The sequence below is a fragment of the Aquimarina sp. KJ22-3 genome (genome assembly GCF_055808215.1).
In genome coordinates this window covers 1,414,380-1,432,962 of record NZ_CM147859.1, presented here as the reverse complement: position 1 = coordinate 1,432,962, position 18,583 = coordinate 1,414,380, and the positions used below count along the sequence as shown (strand labels likewise).

Below are 18,583 nucleotides of genomic sequence, written 5' to 3'. Positions count from 1 at the left end.
AATTGCCCGGAGCTAGCAGATACGCAATGAGAAGGTAATGTGTGAAACCTTCTTTTGTAACAAAAACCCCAGTAAATACTGGGGTTTTTATATGATAGTTATATTGCTTTATTTCTTTTTCGCTCTACTTCGGTAAGCAAGATTTTTCGCAATCGTAAATGGTTTGGCGTTACCTCTACATATTCATCCTTTTGGATATATTCTAGAGCCTCCTCCAAAGAGAATTTGATCGCGGGTACAATCTTTGCCTTATCATCTGCTCCCGCAGAACGTACGTTGGATAATTTTTTGGTCTTAGTAACATTTACCGTCATATCATCTCCACGAGAGTTTTCACCGATAACCTGTCCTTCATAAATATCTTCTCCCGGATCGATAAAAAACTTACCTCTTTCCTGTAATTTATCAATAGAATATGGGATTGCAGTTCCTTTTTCCATAGATACCAAAGAACCATTAATACGTCCAGGAATATCTCCTTTTACGGGTTGGTATTCTTTAAAACGGTGTGCCATAATTGCTTCACCAGCCGTAGCAGTCAACAGTTGATTACGCAAACCTATGATCCCTCTAGACGGAATTAAAAATTCACAAACCATACGTTCACCTTTGGCTTCCATACTTAGCATTTCTCCTTTACGAAGAGAAACCATTTCTACCGCTTTACCTGATACATGTTCTGGCAAATCGATGGTAAGCTCTTCTATTGGCTCACATTTCTGTCCATCAATTTCTTTAATGATTACCTGTGGCTGACCGATTTGTAACTCATACCCTTCTCTTCTCATCGTCTCGATAAGTACCGACAAGTGTAAAACTCCTCTACCAAAAACCATAAACTTATCTGCACTATCTGTTTCTTGAACTCTAAGTGCCAGGTTTTTTTCTAATTCTTTCTCAAGACGTTCTTTGATATGTCTGGAGGTTACGAACTTTCCATCTTTCCCAAAGAAAGGAGAATCATTGATCGTAAACAACATACTCATTGTAGGTTCATCGATTGCAATGGTTTTCAAACCTTCTGGGTTTTCTAAATCTGCAACAGTATCACCAATCTCAAAACCTTCTAATCCTACCAATGCACAGATATCTCCAGCTTCGATCTTTTCTACTTTTCTTCTTCCTAAACCTTCAAAAGTATGTAACTCTTTGATTTTGGATTTTATTACCGATCCATCTCTTTTTACCAAAGAAACTCTCATCCCTTCGGTCAACTCACCTCTCTGCAAACGGCCAATTGCGATTCGCCCGGTAAATGAAGAAAAGTCTAGCGAAGTAATCAACATTTGTGTAGTACCTTCTTCAATTTTTGGAGATGGGATATGTTCGATAACCATATCCAATAAAGGTTCTATATTGCTGGTTTCGTTTTTCCAGTCATCACTCATCCAGTTGTTCTTTGCAGAACCATATACCGTTGGGAAATCCAACTGCCACTCTTCTGCTCCTAATTCGAACATAAGATCAAACACCTTTTCATGCACCTCATCTGGAGTACAGTTTTCTTTATCCACTTTATTGACAACCACACAAGGTTTTAGTCCCAGGTCAATTGCCTTTTGTAATACAAATCGAGTTTGTGGCATCGGACCTTCAAAAGCATCAACCAGCAACAATACACCATCTGCCATATTAAGTACTCGCTCTACCTCTCCTCCAAAATCGGCGTGACCCGGAGTATCAATAATATTGATTTTGGTTCCTTTATAGGTAACCGACACGTTTTTTGAGGTAATAGTGATCCCTCTTTCACGTTCCAGATCGTTATTATCCAAAATCAGATCTCCAGTGTTTTCGTTTTCACGAAACAATTGACAATGGTACATGATCTTGTCTACCAAGGTTGTTTTACCGTGGTCTACGTGTGCAATGATTGCAATATTTTTTATAGCTGACATAAACGCCTCATTTTTAAGGCTGCAAAGGTACAAGATATTTTTAGAGTTTGTATACGAAAATCCAATTAATAAAAAAGCTTTATGCTCAGTCGTTTAAAACCAAACATAAAGCTTCCATATTTTTAAAATTATAATATCGATTTATCTACCAAAAGCCCAACCCAGTCTGAAACCAACAATTGGTGCTACAAAAGAGTCACTTTCACTAAAGGTATACCCTAATCCTAATTCTAAACCGAGATTAAACCCAGAGTTGTATGTGCGCTGAAAACCCCATACAGGCCCTACTTGACCGATATAATCTGTATCACTTTCCAAATCCCCAATAATTGGATCACCGCTAGCCAAAAAAGTGGTGAGTGCTACATAATTCCCAGAGTTCCCTGAAGTATTCTTACCCTTACTTGCTCTTTTTTCGAAATTATAATAATAGCGATAAGCTCCCTCAAAATTTAAGAAAACCCCATAATCTTCATCATCATTTACTTTTACATAGGCTAACCCTGTTCCTAATCTAAAATCAAGTGTGGAATTTTTGGATACCCCAACCTCGTATTCCAAACCAGGTGTTAATAATAAGTTTACTTTAAATAGTTGTTTTTCTACCCCCACTATAGAATTTTGAGCAGACAAGAAAATAGTGCTCAATAAAAAAATTGCTGTGATTGTTTTTTTCATAAGAGTGTTTTTGTTTTGATGCTTTCTTCTTAATCAAGCCCCATGCCATAATTACTTTTCTGGATAATACTTTTAATGACAACCTTAAAAGATTTATCTTTGCATTTTTAAAAAACACCTATGGATCTTTCAAACATAAAAAACCTGAAACACCTTGATGCTGATAACTTTTTCTTACTGGCAGGGCCTTGTGCAATCGAGGGGGAAGAAATGGCATTGCGAATTGCAGAAAAAGTAGTTGCTATTACCGACAAACTGAATATTCCATACGTGTTTAAAGGATCTTTTAAAAAGGCAAATCGAAGTCGAATCGACAGTTTTACCGGTATTGGGGACGAAAAAGCCCTAAAAATACTTCGTAAAGTAGGAGAAACGTTTGAAGTTCCTACGATCACAGATATCCATACGAATGAAGATGCTGCTATTGCCGCTCAATATGTCGATATATTGCAAATCCCTGCTTTTCTAGTGCGTCAAACCGATTTGGTTGTCGCCGCAGCAAACACGGGAAAAACTGTCAATCTGAAAAAAGGGCAATTTATGAGTCCAGAGGCGATGCAACATGCTGCCAAAAAGGTACGGGATAGTAAAAATGATAATGTAATGATCACTGATCGTGGTACCATGTTTGGCTATCAGGATATGATCGTAGATTTCAGAGGAATTCCTACCATGAAACAATACGGCACTACGGTTCTTGACGTTACCCACTCTCTACAACAACCCAACCAATCCAGTGGAGTAACCGGAGGAAGACCGGATATGATAGAAACCATAGCTCGAGCCGGAGTGGTAACAGGTGTAGATGGTTTATTTATGGAAACGCACTTTGATCCTGCTAATGCCAAAAGCGACGGAGCGAATATGTTACATCTGGATCACCTGGAAAAATTACTAACTAATCTGGTAGCCATAAGACAAGTAGTAAATGAGTTGAAGTAATTTTTGCTTCTACTTTTTTCACCGAATAAAGCATTCAACATCACACTTCTTTTTATTGATTTAGGAGTAATTCATAATCATCTGGTCAGGGGATATTATTTTTTTAGTACCTTTCAGGTATTCCTACCCACTGTTTTAATACTATTATACAAGACCTTCACTAGTACCTAAGTATAAAGTAACAACATTAAAACACAGATTATGAAAAAACTTATTGCCGAATTTATTGGCACACTCTGGTTGGTACTGGGAGGGTGCGGAAGTGCTGTTCTTGCAGCCGGATTTCCTGAATTAGGAATTGGATTTGTAGGGGTCTCTATCGCCTTTGGTTTAACCGTACTCACCATGGCGTATGCTATAGGTCATGTTTCGGGTTGTCATCTCAATCCAGCAGTTTCCATTGGATTACTGGTGGGAGGCAGATTCGACAAAAAAGACCTACTACCCTATATCATTGCACAGGTATTAGGTGGAATTGCAGGAGCGGGAATTTTGTATGTGATCGCTACCGGGAAAGCAGGATTCGATATCGGAGGTTTTGCTGCCAACGGATATGCAGAACATTCTCCCGGAGGGTATTCTATGCTTTCTGCTTTGGTTACCGAAATTGTAATGACCTTTATGTTTTTGATCATTATTTTGGGAACTACACACTCTAATGCATCCAATAAGTTTGCCGGAGTAGCTATTGGGTTAGGTCTTACGTTAATTCATCTAATTAGTATTCCTGTTACCAACACTTCGGTGAATCCGGCCAGAAGCACAAGTCAAGCCATATTTGCAGGTGGGTGGGCTATAGAACAATTATGGTTATTCTGGGTTGCTCCAATTGTAGGGGCTATTCTAGCTGGTATAGTTTACAAAATATTAGCTCCAGAAAAGTAAACTACCTAGGGGCAAGCGCACGAGGCATTGGGTCGAAAAAAATTTTTTGATTTTGAGGCAAGCCTCGGGTATCATACCCTTTGGTGGTGCCGATAAAAAACCCTGTTCCTAGACTTAGAGTACGATGTTCTTTTTTATAAATGATGTCGTACTCTATTTAAAAAACCAAAGTACTTTCTTTTTGTCTGGTACTAGAAGAACTTTTTATCCTTAACCGAATACGCTTCTTGTAAGACCTCAATCAAAATTGTCTCATCGATCTCTTCAATACTTTGATATCGTAGGGATTTCATCACTTTACGTCCCGCAGTAGTCATCTGATCCAGATGTTTGGTCAAATGACCTGCATTCCAAAAACCTAAGTCCACATATCCTTTGGAGGCATTTAAATAGCAAAATGGTCTACTCTCTATGTAGTAGAAAGGAATCTTATATTTATATAGTAATTCTACGGATGGAACCGTAGTTTCAACAATAACCTGCAAATGCAATAAAATAGACTTATACGGCTCTGATTGATTAAGGATATAGGCTTCTGCTGGATTCATGTTTCAAATGTACATTTTTGAATTATGAATTAAAACCAAAAAAGTTTCTCTATTTTTAGCTAATAAACAGACATCTACGTGATCGCTTTATTCAGAAAAATTAGAAAATCAACCATGACAAAAGGTAAAATCTTTAAATATCTGGTCTATGCCATTGGTGAAATTATTTTGGTAGTTATAGGAATCTTAATCGCTGTACAAATCAATAATGCCAATGAAACAAGAAAACAAAACCGCCAACTACAAGGAATTTTAAAAAACATTATTTATGATCTAAGCACAGATACTACAATTGTTGGTAATTATATTAAGATTGAAGAACATAGGATCGCAGAAAGCAAACGCATTCTTGCAGGAGAAATCTCCATAGAAAACTTTAAAGAATGTGCTTTATGTCCTAGCATAACAACTACGTATACACCTGTCACCATTAACACCAAAGGGTTTGAACAATTAAAAGGAGTTATTGGTCAGAACACCAATGCAAAAGATTCTTTGTCTACCGATATCACTCAGTTTTATACCATTTTTTCAGATTTTATAGCATCCAGCAATGAAATGCTTAAAAATGAATCACTCAAAAATATTGAAGATTTCAAGTCGTATGATTGGTTTGTAGATTGGACACAAGGAAATAACACCCCGGAAATGATTTCCTACTTTGCAACGAGCGAAGATTACCGGAAAAGAGTGGCTTCTTATAATATCCTTGCGGCCAATAATCACCTGCAATACTTAAAATCGTACAAACAAAACGCTACCTATATTCTGGATAAAATAAATACGCGTTTAGCAAAAGAAGGAGCTTCTAAATAGTATGTTTTAAACTTTGCTCAGGAAACAAAAGTTTGCATAATCGAAATATTTAATTTTACTTTGTATTTCAAAGTACTTTTAAATATGAGCACAGAAGACTATCTAAAAGACATTACGGAGATCAAAGATATGATGAATAAATCATCCCGTTTTCTTTCTCTAAGTGGTTTATCCGGAATCATGGCAGGCATCTATGCTTTGGCCGGAGCAGGAATTGCATATTATCTCGTTAGCCAAAGTGGTAGAAATTATCTAATCCTTGACGGAAAGATCTTTACCTTCATTCTTATCGATCTTGCTGCCGTAGCTTTATTGAGTATTGTTACAGCCATTATTTTGAGCACACAAAAAGCAAAGAAAAACAATGAAACTCTTTGGAACGGAACTTCAAAACGGTTACTGTCAGCCTTTTTGATTCCTCTTATTACGGGAGGTATCTATATACTCATCAAAATATTTAGCAATCATTATGGATTAACAGGTTCGTTAATGCTTATTTTTTATGGACTTGCTCTTGTAAATGCCTCAAAGTATACTATTGGTAATGTAAAATACCTTGGCTATATTGAAATTCTTTTGGGATTGATCTGTGCCATATTTCCGGGGTATGGGTTTTGGTTTTGGGTACTTGGCTTTGGGGTGATGCATATTCTTTACGGAAGCTTGATTTATCTAAAACACGATCGCTAAAAGCACGAATTACATCTCATTTTACAGCAATGAAAAATATTATAGGCAATATTAATAAAGCGTTTGATCATCGAATACGGTTGGGTATTATGTCGATATTGATGGTTAATGAATATGCCGATTTTAAAATGCTAAAAGAATTGTTGGGGGCTACAGACGGAAACTTGGCCAGTCACACCAAAGCGCTAGAAAAAGAAGAATATATTCTGGTAGAAAAGTCTTTTATAGGTCGAAAACCCAACACCCGCTATAGTGCTACCAAAAAAGGAAGAGAAGCCTTTAAGAAACATGTAGAAGCCATCGAAAAACTTTTGAAACAATAACTATATTTTTTTACTTATGTACTTTGAAATTCAAAGTACTTTAAAACTTAATATGAAAATGAAAATCGTACAACCCGTTAACAAAAAAGCCCTATTTATTGCTAGTGTCAGCTTATTATTAGGCACTATTTTTTTACTCTTTTTTCTCATCTCACAATCCGGATATGTGATCAGAGCAGGTATTGTTTATGTGCTTATCGCTTTGGTACTAAACTCGATCACCCTGATAGGTTTACTTTTTAATCTGATTATAAACCATCAACATTTCAAAGAAAATCTGACCACTATCGGTTTATTCTTACTCAATATCCCAATCACTATTGGCTACATCTATATCGTATTTATGAATCCTTTAAAAAATGTTCTTATCTAATGGAAACGATCTACAAACAATTACCATTTATCAAAGGTTTTACAGGCTCGGTCCTCTTCGGGTGTCTATTATTACTTACCCGAATCATAAAAACAGATTCGTTATACTACACTTTTCTGGTTTGGAACTTATTTCTGGCGTGTGTCCCCTACGGAATTGCCCTTTTACTAAAAATAAGCAAACCGAGACGATTCGTTTTCTGGATCGGTTTTTCGGTGTGGTTAGTGTTCCTGCCCAACTCACCATATATCCTTACCGATATCCAACATATACGATGGAGTACATTATCACAAATATGGTTTGATGTGCTACTCATATTGTCTTTTGCGGTAAATGGTTTAATTGTTGGTTTTGCCTCTCTAAACTTAATGCAAGAGCAGCTCAAAGAACGGCTTTCCAAAAAAACTACACACTTCATCATTTACATCATCCTGCTACTCTGTGGGTTTGGAATTTACCTGGGACGAGTGTTGCGTTGGAATAGTTGGGATATCCTTCAAAACCCCATGGGGATTCTATCCGATATCGCAAAAAGGATACTCTTTCCTATTCAACATACCAATACCTGGGCATTTACGATAGGATTTGGTGGATTTCTCATCATCACCTATCGATTAATACATCACTATCAACAAAAAAGATAACATCAATTGTAACTTATAAATCATTATTTTATGGAAACCCAAAAACAAAAAAAGTCTTTCGGACAATGGATCAAAACTTCAATAACAATACGAATGCTCATGGTGGGTATATTAATTCTCGTACTCTTAATACCACTATCGTATATCCAAAACTTGATACGTGAACGCTCTTACCGACAAGAAGAGGTTGTAAAAGAAATTAACCAGAAATGGGGTAACGAAGTATTGTTATACGGCCCAGTTCTAAAAGTGCCTTATCAGGTGCACAGCCAAACAAAGACCTGGGATGATAAAACCAAATCCTATATACAGGAAAATTTGATTACGGTATACAACGCTTATTTTTTCCCAAACACCTTAGATATAAAGACCAATATAGAATCTGAAACTTTGGGAAGAAGTATCTACGAATCTGTAGTGTACACTGCTGACATGAAAATTAAGGGCTCTTTTACCGTTCCAAATTTTGAGATCAAAGACATCGAAGCTGATGATATTTTGTGGAACAAAGCCACAGTGATTATCAACTCCACTAACCTGAAAGGAATTAGAAGTAATCTGACCTTAAATATTGGTACAGAAAGTTACCCGTTACGTTCTAAGTACAATCAAAACTCTTATACCAATACCCTTGAAACTCAATTTATCAAAGAAGTCTCACTCCCAAAGGAAAATACTGTTGAGTTTGATATGGATCTTATCATTAATGGTAGCGAGCAATTGCGCTTTGTTCCTGTAGGAAGAGAAACCAATGTGGCTATGACCTCGGATTGGGCGTCACCTAGTTTTAATGGCAACTATTTACCGGATACTAAAACCAAAGAAATCACAGAAAATGGTTTTAAGGCACAATGGAAAGTTTTGCAAATCAATAGAGAGTTCGAACAAGAATTCTTTGGTGAACTCCCACAAATCAATGCTTCAGCTTTTGGCGTCAAACTACTAATTCCCGTTGATGAATATCAAAAAAGTGAACGAGCAACCAAATATGGATATCTGGTAATTGCATTGACTTTCTTAGTTTTCTTTCTTATCCAAACGATCAGTAAAATCAATATTCATCCGTTTCAATATTTGATGATCGGTTTAGCACTTTCTATGTTCTATACCTTATTGATTTCGATTTCAGAACACTCTAGTTTCCTAAAAGCCTATATCATAGCAGGTATTGCAGTAGTTGTATTGATTGCTATGTATTCTAAAGCCATTTTGAAAAGTCTAAAGTTTATGGGATTCATTGGTTTATCTCTCACCGCGTTGTATGCCTTCATTTTTGTAATCATACAATTAGAAAGTTATGCCTTGTTGGTAGGTAGTATTGGACTATTCCTGATTCTGGGTACTATTATGATGATTTCGAGGAAAATTGATTGGAAAAACGATTAGGTAGTATATTGTCTTTTGACAATACTTCTTGCTCAATCAGATATACCCTTTACTCACTTAAAGGGTATATCTACTCAAAATACATACCGTAACAGCTCCACTATTCCTAATTTAATACCAATAACCTGCTGAGCAACCTCAGCAGTCTCGACTAGCAAACTGAAGTAAACCAACACCAAAAAATGTCTGACCACACCAACTCATCTATTCTAAAAGGAATTCAAAATGGAGATCATCACATCATTAAAAAATTTTATAAAAAGAACTTACCCGTTCTCAAGAAATATATCCTAAGAAATTCTGGCAACGAAGACGATGCCCACGATGTTTTTCAAGATGCATTACTCATTTTGTTGCAAAAACCAGCTCTGTCATTAGATCAAACCCAATATTCTATTCATTCCTATTTCTTTGGTATTTGCAAAAACCTATGGAGAAAAAAACTTCGGGAAAACAAAAAACTAATTTCCTCTCCTACTTTTTTGGAAGATACACCTTATCAAGGTGATGATCTTATTTCAGAAATACATTACATCGAGAAACAGCAATTATACCTTACTCATTTCAGAAAGTTAAATCCGAGTAATCAAAAGGTACTTCATCTATTTTTCAGCGGTAAAACAATGCGAGAAATTGCAAATACTATGGGATACACCGAAGCCTATGTGCGGAAGAAAAAATTTGAAATCAAGAAAAAATTATTATCGATGATTGAAAAAGATCCAAAATATTCGAAGTTGTTTGCGTCGAATCATAAAGTAGAAGTCACTTTAGTCAAATGAGTTATACCATGGATTAGAAAACCGTTTCATAAACTTTTGTACTGAAACTTTTTTATCTACTTTTAATCAGAATAAAAACAACCTATGAAAACAACTTTTTATACACTATTGGCAAGTACTGCAATGCTCATCTTCTCTTGCGGTGATGGAAAGAAGAATACCAAAAATTTGGTAAAAGAAGTCACCTTTACCAAAGAAGGCGAACTCACGCTATACAACCTTCAGGACACCGTTCCTACTCTGATTTCTAAACTGGATATCGAGATCGCAGATGATGATTATCAAATCCAAACGGGTTTGATGTACCGTAAGTCTATGCAAAAAGACCGAGGGATGTTATTTATTTTTCCAAATGAGTCTCCTCATTCTTTTTATATGAAAAATACTGAGTTCCCGTTGGATATCATATTTATCGATGCTAAACAAAAGATAGTAAGCATTCAAAAAAATGCACAACCGCTGGATGAGCGCTCACTACCCTCTGAAGGTCCTGCGCAATATGTACTGGAGGTCAATGCACAACTCACCGACGAATGGAATTTACAAAAAGGAGATTCGATTGCTTTTTCCAAACAATAAATAGATTAAATACATGTAAACATAAAAAAACCCATCAATAATTGATGGGTTTTTTGTGTATAATCAAGAAAATTATTTTTTCTTTTTCTCTTCAGTTTCAGGCTCTTTTATTTTAAGACCCACTTTGCTTACCGTATCATGCATGATCGGTGTAGCAATGAATAACGAAGAATATGTACCTACCAATACCCCGATGATTAACGAGAACATAAATCCTCTAAGTGGTACCGCAAATATGAAGATTGCGATAAGTACTAATAAGGTAGTTAACGAGGTATTCAACGTACGGCTTAACGTACTGTTTAAGGCTCCATTTACATTTTTATCCAAAGGCCAAGAAGTATGCTCCTGGAAGAATTCCCTGATCCTATCAAATACAACCACTGTATCATTCAGAGAGTATCCAATTACCGTTAGGATTGCTGCAATAAATGCCTGATCGATCTCCATGTTGAACGGCATAAATTTCCATGTTAATGAGAAAATACCTAACACGATCAATACATCATGGAATACCGCAGCTACGGCACCTAAACTAAATTGCCATCTTCTAAATCGTAATAAGATATATAAGAACACCACAATCAATGATCCTAATACCGACCAGAAAGCCGCTTGCTTAATATCATCAGCAATGGTTGGCCCCACTTTCATCGATGACATGATACCTACTTGCTTTTCTTCGTCTCCATTAGAGAACTGATCGTAAGACAAACCTTCAGGTAAGTTTGGCTTTAAAGCTTCGTATAATTTATTCGAAATTTCAGTATCAATATCTTCTCCGGTCTCGTTTACTTTATATTTGGTAGTAATCTTTAACTGGTTCTTAGCACCTAACGTCTTTGCCTGTGCACTTTCGAAAACGGCCACAAGATCCTTTTCTATTGCAGATGGTACCACGTCCTTAGCAAAACGAACAGTATACGTTCTACCTCCAACAAAGTCTACACCATAATCCAGGCTATTGGTAAATAACGAACCAACACCAGCGATAATAATGATTCCTGATATAATGTAAGCTATTTTACGCTTCTTTAAGAAGTTGATATTTACATTCTTAAATAAGTTCTTGGTAGCCCCAGTAGCAAACATTAATTCTTTACCGTTCTTACCATATCCATCAATAAACAAACGAGTCACAAAAATCGCTGTAAATAACGATGTAAGAATACCGATTAATAAGGTAGTTGCAAAACCTTTAATTGGACCTGTACCGATAGTTAATAAGATCAGACCCGTAAGACCCGTAGTGATGTTTGCATCAAGAATAGAAGATAATGCATTATTAAATCCATCTTTGATGGCATCTACCTGAGACTTTCCTTTGGCCAATTCTTCTCTAATCCTTTCGAAGATTAACACGTTTGCATCCACCGACATACCGATCGTTAATACAATACCGGCGATACCAGGAAGTGTCAATACTGCTTTTAATCCGGCTAATACTCCAAAAATGAAAAGGATATTTACTACCAATGCAACATCAGCAAATGCTCCTGCCTTACCATAGTAAAAAATCATCCAGATCAGGATCAATACCAATGCAATAGCAAACGACATTACACCACTATCAATAGCTTCTTGTCCAAGAGATGGACCTACTACCTCACTTTGGATGATATCTGCAGATGCTGGTAATTTACCTGCTCTTAATACGTTGGCTAAATCTTGCCCTTCTTCAATAGTAAATTCTCCAGTAATTTCACTTCTACCACCGCTAATAGCACCGGTAGTAACTCCTGGAGCAGAATATACGATATCATCAAGAACGATTGCAATTTGGCTTCGTTGGCTAAAGGCACGACCGGTCATTTCTTCCCATTTCTTAGCTCCTTTACCATCCATTTGCATAGTAACCGTTACTTTACCTAATTGGTTGTACTCTTGTCTAGCGTCTGTAATTACTCCTCCACTTAATTCAGGAGTGCTATCTCTATTACTCTTTATAGCATATAGATCAATAATTTCAGAATCCTTAACCGCTTTACCCCAAGCAAATTTTACATATCGTAACTCTTGTGGTAATAATGCTCTTACTTCTGGATCGTTAAGATACGCCATCATTTGATCTGCGTTCTTCTTTTCTACAGACAACACCACAGGACCTCCTTGACCTCCTTGGCCAGCCATCAGATCAAATATTGGATTTACCTGAGCTTCTACATTGGTAGAATCTTCTGCTGCGTCTTCTAATAGATCTTCGATTGCCGCATCTTCGTCAGATTTTGTAGTATCAGTTTGCGTAGAATCTTCAACTACTTCGCTTTTTTCCTCAACTTCAGTCTTAACTTCTTCCTTAGTCTTATCTAATCTTTCTTTTAGCAAGTTGTTTGCTGTAAACAAGAATGGGAAAATCTCTTCAGCTTTATATACGTCCCAGAATTCTAATTGAGCCGTACTCTGTAGTAATGATCTTACCCTGTCTACATCTTTTGCCCCAGGCAATTCTACCAAGATTCTTCCAGATTCTCCAAGACGTTGGATATTTGGTTGTGTAACTCCAAACTTATCAATACGCTTTCGAAGTACTTCGAAAGCTGAAGTTACAGACTCATCGATCTTTCTTCTTAACACAGGTTTTACCTGATCGTTGTTCATATCATAAGTGATATCATCACTTAAGTTCTTATTCGCAAAAATATCTGGTGAAGCTAATTGCGCATCCGGTATTTTTTCGAACTCAGTAAAGAAATCTTCGATATAAGTATTTTGACTATTCTTTTGGATCTCGTCTGTTGCCAAAAGTGCTTGGTTGAAAGACGGATCTTTAGAATTATTTGAAAGTCCTTTCAAAATGTCTTTTACCGAAATCTGAAGAATGACGTTGATTCCTCCTTTAAGGTCAAGACCTTTGTTTAGCTCTTTATCTTTTGCATCGTTATAAGAAATTCCTGCAAAGATCTCTTCTTTACCGATAGAATCAAGGTAAGTACTCTCTGCTACTTCTCTTAGTTTCGAGTAATTCTCAACCGATTCTGGGTATTTCTGAATGGCATAGGCTTCTGCCTCTTTTTCTTTTGTGTAAGTTAGATAGGTATACGATAATTGGTAAATACAAACCAATCCAAATAAAATCGCAAATATCCTTACAACTCCTTTATTTTGCATTGTGTAATGATTTAGGTCAAATCTTCAGAGCATCCGAGATGCATGCTCTTATGTTTGACAATTATTTAATTTGATGATTTATTGTTCTTAAATAGGATCAACATCACCATTTTGCAATGTTGATGAGATACATAAAGTATACGAGACGTACTCTTGTACTTTATGGATTACTTTTTACGGGGTATTAAATTCCGTTTTTTAAGCCAAAGGTCCGGCTCTTACTTCAGGAATTTTACGTGTAGTCCTGTCTATCGCAAAAGCAATAGCAGCATATATTTTTTGTGTTACCCTGATCTGTCGATCAAGGTCATTATAGTTACTTACACTAAGAGCATGAAATGAATAACCGTTTGAATCTCCATGTTGCGCATGTTTAATCTCTACGATAACAGCACCATTAAATCCAGTATCCGTATCTATACTTTTCTGGATTTCATAAACATTTAAACTATAATCTCTAGCGTCTTTATCACTTGGAGCTTCATTGTTATTGCTATGACGATCAAGTTGCAAGTGATCAATAGCAATACGTTCATCCTGAGAAAAAATACGTTTGATCTCTTCTACATCAGCTTCGCTATAGTAAGTGATTTTAAGCTTTCCCGCTTCTACATCTTGCGATAATCTTGTGTTTTGAACACCAATGGATTGTAATTGCTTTTTTACAAAAGCAATGGTGTTTTGAGCTTCTACAGAAGTAATATCAACGGTCTCAAATTCGAGAACGATCTCTTGATTAGGTACTACGGCATTACGCTGCAAAGCAATAAGCAGCGTAAATGTGGTCATCAGAATACCGAAATACCATTTTTTACTCATGCGGCAAATATAAAAAAATAAAAGCTGCATCAAAGCAGCTTTTACTATAAACCTTGTAAGAAGATCGAAATGATTACAATTCTAATAATCCATTTGTTTTCTTCACACCTTCAGCACTTTCCGTTAATTTGGCTTTTTCAGCATCGCTAAGCTCTATTTCTACAACTTTTTCGATTCCATTTTTACCCAAAACTACTGGAGTACCAATACAAATATCGTTTAGCCCGTATTCTCCTTCTAAGAAAGTAGAACATGGGAAAATTTTCTTTTGATCACAAGCAATCGCCTGTACTAATCCTGAAACTGCTGCTCCTGGAGCATACCATGCAGAAGTTCCTAATAATTTAGTCAATGTAGCACCACCAACTTTGGTATCCGCCGCTACTTGATCCAATCTCTCGTCTGAGATAAACTCTGAAACAGGCACACTGTTTCTTGTCGCTAGTCTCGTAAGTGGAACCATACCTTTATCACTATGTCCACCGATTACCATTCCGTCTACATCAGAGATTGGTGCTCCTAAAGCTTCTGCTAGTCTGTATTTAAAACGTGCACTATCCAAAGCTCCTCCCATACCGATAATTCGGTTTTTAGGAAGGTCTGTTGTTTTGTGTACTAAATACGTCATGGTATCCATCGGGTTACTCACTACGATGATGATCGCATTTGGTGAGTGTTCTATAAGACTAGAAGATACAGTTTTTACAATCCCTGCATTGATTCCTATTAATTCTTCTCTTGTCATTCCTGGTTTACGAGGAATTCCTGAAGTAATTACAGCGATATCGCTTCCAGCAGTTTTAGAATAGTCTCCAGTGGTTCCTGTTATTTTGGTATCGAACCCATTTAAAGAAGCAGTTTGCATAAGGTCCATTGCTTTACCTTCTGCATATCCTTCTTTGATGTCTAACAATACAACTTCTGAAGCAAAATTCTTTATGGCTATATACTCGGCACAACTTGCACCAACCGCACCAGCTCCTACTACTGTAACTTTCATTTTATATGATTTTGATGTAATTAAACTTATTTATTTTGTAGTCGCGAAAGTACGAATTCTTTAACAAAATAATTCACAATTAAAAAGTTAAATTACCATCCAAAACGAAGTCCAAGAGAAAGATTATTAAAATTCTGAAAGCTATAATCCAAATTAGCATTAAATACTCCAAAAGCAACTCTAGCTCCTAATGTTGCCTTTACCCCTTTTGTTTTTGTTCGTACACTAATTGGATCGACTACCTCTACTGAGGCAAAAGGACCATTTTGTATCTGATAGGTTCCTAAGAGATCTGCATCATTAGATCCAAAATAATACCCTAGTCCTCCATAAAAGTTAAGTATTGGCATTTTTGTAGATACTATACTTGTGAGCAACCAGGAATTTGAATTGAGTTCTACTTCTTGTCCAGTACCAGGTACTCCACCTGCCCCATTCAAATCATAAAACCCTTTTACATTGGTATATCCCAAAAGAGCAGAAAGTCTTACCGGCCATCTTTTGGTTCTAAAAATCCAATCTGTAAACTCGTGCTGAAAAGCGACTCCATACAACTGGATTTCTGCATCTTCGACTGCCTTTATACGAGGTAAGAATCTAACTTTTATCTCAGTACTTTTAATTAATCCCATTGATCCTTGTAAAAACCCACTGGGAACAGAACCAATAGCCGAATTACCAATACCGTCTGGTAATGTAACCTCCAATTGAGATGCACTACCCTCATTAATAATCACTGTAATATCTCCAGAATTAGATCCTAAGGCCGAAGAAACAAATTGACTGAAAGATCCATCGGGAAGGGTAATATCTGTGTATTCTGCCGTACGAAATAAAAACGATTGTTTGTCTTCTCTTACAAAAGACAGATTACCTACAAAGCCTACTTGAAAATGCCATAGTTTCTTGGTTTCCGCAGTGGTATACCAGCCATTAGACATTGCATTTATCAAAGCTTCTCCAGCTGGAGCAAAATAATCTTCACTAAATCGTTGAGCGTTTTCGACACCAATTTCGAGAATCTGATCAATATCCGTTTGGGAAAACAAAACGCCATTGAAAAATAACACAAAGATTAGAATGGTTTTTTTCATGAATTATGATTTAAAGGCTTTGCAATATAAAAAAATCCGCTACACCTTGTCATGTAACGGATTAATCAAATATTTATGATGTATATCTATAAGTTTTATTCAAATACTTGAATTTCATCTTTATAGAGATAATATACGGTTCCTGTTAAACCGTCAATGGTATATTCTGGTTTGTTATTAGAAAACTGATATTTAGAAACTTCTTTACCCGTATCCTTTTCTAATTTCACCAATACTTTTGCATTTTCTTCTTGCTGATCTTTTTCTCTAGAGAAGAAAAAACCAAAATTTTCTGAATTTCTAGTGGCATCAAATCTTCTTTTGATAACCGCCAATTCTGCATCTGCAAAACCAAGCACATCACCAGCAACAGCTCTTTCATTACTACCAAAAGCAGGAGAAGAGGTTCTTACCGTATTTCCATTTCTATCTGTAGAAACAGTTTCCAAAGTGGTATTAGCTACAATATCTGCACCAACAGCAGCTACTCCAAGCCCAACTTTTGCCAATCCTCTTCCAAAACCACCTGGTTCTTTATAGAATTTTTGATACAATACTTTTCCAGCTTTATCAACATAGGCTACTTCACCTAAACCACTTAAGTAATATCCTTTATCTCTTATTTCAAGATTATTGATATCTTTTTCTTTTTTGATTTTCAATTCTGTTAAAGGATCTGGACGCTCAGTTAAAGCAGAAGTAAGTGCAAAAAACTCCTCATCGTGATATACGATAAACTTATCGGTAGCTTCATCATAAGCTACTTGCGTTGGTCTTTTCTCGTTAAACTTCAAATTCTTTTTCCAGATTCGCTTTCCTGTTTTAATATCCACAAGATTTGCATAGGTGCTGGTTACATACATTACCTTATCTCCTTTAATCTTTTGCAAAACAAAAACATTATCTTCTTTATTATCAGAGATCTCAATGAATTTTTTCCATTTCTTCTCTCCGTTTTCATCGATCAATAACATTTCGTTACCCGCAGTATATAAATATCCTTCTTCAAGTAAAATCACATCAGAAAATCTTTTCCCTCTAGGATCTTTTTTCCATGCCTTTTCACCGGTTTTGTAGTTGTATTTATTAAAACCATTGTAGTGCGCAAAAATAAACTCATCTCCTAAATCTTGAATAAAGGCCACAGATTTTGTTGAGATACTTTTATCCCAGTTAAATTTTCCTGTTTGCGGATCCAAAACATTTAAGTTTTGTTTTGTTCCCAGAGCACCGCCAAGTCCTTTACCTTTTTCTAGCGTAATGATATTTTTTCCTCCTTCAGTAATTAAGAATTCAGAAATTTTTCTTTCGCTATCACTTTTCCATACGATCTCACCCGATGACAGGTTGATTTTATATATAGAGTTTCCTCTTGGGATAAATCCAAATTCTCCTTCTACTTTTGATCGGTTAGCTTGTGCATCAAAAAGCCATTTTAGGAAAGAAGACTTCTCCCCTATTTTGGTAGACCATGCTATTTTTTGATCCTCTAATGAATATAAGGATACGTATAGTTGCTGATTATGCTCGGTATCGATCAGAAACGCTAATTTTTCTGGTAAAAAACCAATGTTTTCAACAGTACCATTTACTTTACTAGAATCAAATACCAACTCTCCGTTGAATGTATTGATCACAAGAAAAGCACCTCCCAAATCGATATTCATATAAGGAGTATCCTGTACGTTAGAAAGTACTTTTGTCTTTTCTGAAGAAAACATGTCTAAGCTAATACCTCCATTTGTAAGGACTTGAGACATAAATGAAAATGCAGAAAATTCTTTTTCCCAAACCTTTTTATTGGTACTGGTATCTATTCCCGAATAACTTTTGCCGGTTAGTACTACAATATAACCGGTTACATCATTCAATAGCAATTCTTTAGCACTTTCATTCAATTTCACCACCGAACTTGGCTGTTGAAATTGAGCATAGGAAATGACTGAAATAAACGCGAACAGCAAAAAGACGCGCGTAGTTCTATAAAATTTCATAGTTAGTGTGTTAGATTAATTATT

General features: G+C 36.2%; 18 protein-coding genes. 10 read left to right on the top strand and 8 right to left on the bottom strand.

Annotation, left to right across the window (positions count from 1 at the left end):
* Nucleotides 1–98: 98 nt before the first annotated feature.
* Both typA and AC0L3Q_RS06275 read right to left on the bottom strand, forming a co-directional pair.
* On the bottom strand, nt 99–1,898 hold the full coding sequence (gene typA / locus AC0L3Q_RS06280) for a translational GTPase TypA (RefSeq protein WP_073321062.1): 1,800 nt from the start codon (nt 1,896–1,898) through the stop codon (nt 99–101).
* A 141-nt stretch (nt 1,899–2,039) separates the two neighbouring features.
* A complete protein-coding gene (locus AC0L3Q_RS06275; protein ID WP_473285796.1) occupies nt 2,040–2,576 on the bottom strand; it encodes a DUF3575 domain-containing protein in 537 nt (178 codons plus the stop codon).
* Nucleotides 2,577–2,696: 120 nt separating this feature from the next.
* Here AC0L3Q_RS06275 and kdsA point away from each other — a divergent pair, with 120 nt between their 5' ends.
* Both kdsA and aqpZ read left to right on the top strand, forming a co-directional pair.
* The gene (kdsA, locus tag AC0L3Q_RS06270; protein WP_473285795.1) at nt 2,697–3,518 is read left to right on the top strand and encodes a 3-deoxy-8-phosphooctulonate synthase; all 822 of its coding nucleotides are present in this window, start codon (nt 2,697–2,699) and stop codon (nt 3,516–3,518) included.
* 201 nt (nt 3,519–3,719) lie between these two features.
* Nucleotides 3,720–4,403 (top strand): aquaporin Z, encoded by a 684-nt coding sequence (aqpZ, locus tag AC0L3Q_RS06265; RefSeq protein ID WP_473285794.1) that lies wholly within the window; start codon nt 3,720–3,722, stop codon nt 4,401–4,403.
* A gap of 191 nt (nt 4,404–4,594) precedes the next feature.
* Here the strand turns inward: aqpZ and AC0L3Q_RS06260 are convergent, their stop codons facing one another.
* On the bottom strand, nt 4,595–4,951 hold the full coding sequence (locus tag AC0L3Q_RS06260) for a DUF1801 domain-containing protein (protein WP_473285793.1): 357 nt from the start codon (nt 4,949–4,951) through the stop codon (nt 4,595–4,597).
* A 114-nt stretch (nt 4,952–5,065) separates the two neighbouring features.
* Between AC0L3Q_RS06260 and AC0L3Q_RS06255 the strand changes: the two genes are divergently transcribed.
* The 8 genes from AC0L3Q_RS06255 (at nt 5,066) to AC0L3Q_RS06220 (ending at nt 10,544) form a co-directional block, all read left to right on the top strand.
* Nucleotides 5,066–5,767 carry a DUF6090 family protein gene (locus tag AC0L3Q_RS06255; RefSeq protein ID WP_473285792.1) on the top strand — a complete coding sequence of 234 codons (702 nt, stop codon included), beginning with the start codon at nt 5,066–5,068 and terminating at the stop codon, nt 5,765–5,767.
* Nucleotides 5,768–5,851: 84 nt separating this feature from the next.
* The gene (locus AC0L3Q_RS06250; protein WP_473285791.1) at nt 5,852–6,457 is read left to right on the top strand and encodes a hypothetical protein; all 606 of its coding nucleotides are present in this window, start codon (nt 5,852–5,854) and stop codon (nt 6,455–6,457) included.
* Between the two features lie 29 nt (nt 6,458–6,486).
* Entirely contained in the window at nt 6,487–6,780 is a 294-nt protein-coding gene (locus AC0L3Q_RS06245) for a winged helix-turn-helix domain-containing protein (protein ID WP_073321048.1), read from the top strand.
* A 58-nt stretch (nt 6,781–6,838) separates the two neighbouring features.
* Nucleotides 6,839–7,153 carry a hypothetical protein gene (locus AC0L3Q_RS06240; RefSeq protein WP_073321046.1) on the top strand — a complete coding sequence of 105 codons (315 nt, stop codon included), beginning with the start codon at nt 6,839–6,841 and terminating at the stop codon, nt 7,151–7,153.
* Complete coding sequence (locus AC0L3Q_RS06235) at nt 7,153–7,797, top strand: DUF1361 domain-containing protein (protein ID WP_473285790.1); 645 nt, start codon at nt 7,153–7,155, stop codon at nt 7,795–7,797. Before AC0L3Q_RS06240 ends, AC0L3Q_RS06235 begins: the two co-directional genes overlap by 1 nt.
* A 30-nt stretch (nt 7,798–7,827) precedes the next feature.
* The gene (gene creD / locus AC0L3Q_RS06230) at nt 7,828–9,183 is read left to right on the top strand and encodes a cell envelope integrity protein CreD (RefSeq protein WP_473285789.1); all 1,356 of its coding nucleotides are present in this window, start codon (nt 7,828–7,830) and stop codon (nt 9,181–9,183) included.
* Nucleotides 9,184–9,365: 182 nt separating this feature from the next.
* Nucleotides 9,366–9,965, top strand: coding sequence for an RNA polymerase sigma factor (locus AC0L3Q_RS06225; protein WP_473285788.1), 600 nt, complete (start codon nt 9,366–9,368; stop codon nt 9,963–9,965).
* Nucleotides 9,966–10,049: 84 nt separating this feature from the next.
* A complete protein-coding gene (locus tag AC0L3Q_RS06220; protein WP_473285787.1) occupies nt 10,050–10,544 on the top strand; it encodes a DUF192 domain-containing protein in 495 nt (164 codons plus the stop codon).
* 72 nt (nt 10,545–10,616) lie between these two features.
* On the opposite strand, the gene secDF is transcribed toward AC0L3Q_RS06220, so the two are convergent.
* The 5 genes from secDF to AC0L3Q_RS06195 all read right to left on the bottom strand — a co-directional run bounded on the left by secDF (nt 10,617) and on the right by AC0L3Q_RS06195 (nt 18,559).
* Entirely contained in the window at nt 10,617–13,652 is a 3,036-nt protein-coding gene (gene secDF, locus AC0L3Q_RS06215; protein ID WP_473285786.1) for a protein translocase subunit SecDF, read from the bottom strand.
* Nucleotides 13,653–13,850: 198 nt separating this feature from the next.
* Nucleotides 13,851–14,471 carry a hypothetical protein gene (locus AC0L3Q_RS06210; RefSeq protein WP_473285785.1) on the bottom strand — a complete coding sequence of 207 codons (621 nt, stop codon included), beginning with the start codon at nt 14,469–14,471 and terminating at the stop codon, nt 13,851–13,853.
* Nucleotides 14,472–14,544: 73 nt separating this feature from the next.
* Nucleotides 14,545–15,471 (bottom strand): malate dehydrogenase, encoded by a 927-nt coding sequence (gene mdh / locus AC0L3Q_RS06205; protein WP_473285784.1) that lies wholly within the window; start codon nt 15,469–15,471, stop codon nt 14,545–14,547.
* A 92-nt stretch (nt 15,472–15,563) separates the two neighbouring features.
* Nucleotides 15,564–16,565 carry a DUF6588 family protein gene (locus AC0L3Q_RS06200; RefSeq protein ID WP_473285783.1) on the bottom strand — a complete coding sequence of 334 codons (1,002 nt, stop codon included), beginning with the start codon at nt 16,563–16,565 and terminating at the stop codon, nt 15,564–15,566.
* Nucleotides 16,566–16,660: 95 nt separating this feature from the next.
* Nucleotides 16,661–18,559 (bottom strand): outer membrane protein assembly factor BamB family protein, encoded by a 1,899-nt coding sequence (locus tag AC0L3Q_RS06195; protein ID WP_473285782.1) that lies wholly within the window; start codon nt 18,557–18,559, stop codon nt 16,661–16,663.
* Nucleotides 18,560–18,583 lie beyond the last annotated feature (24 nt).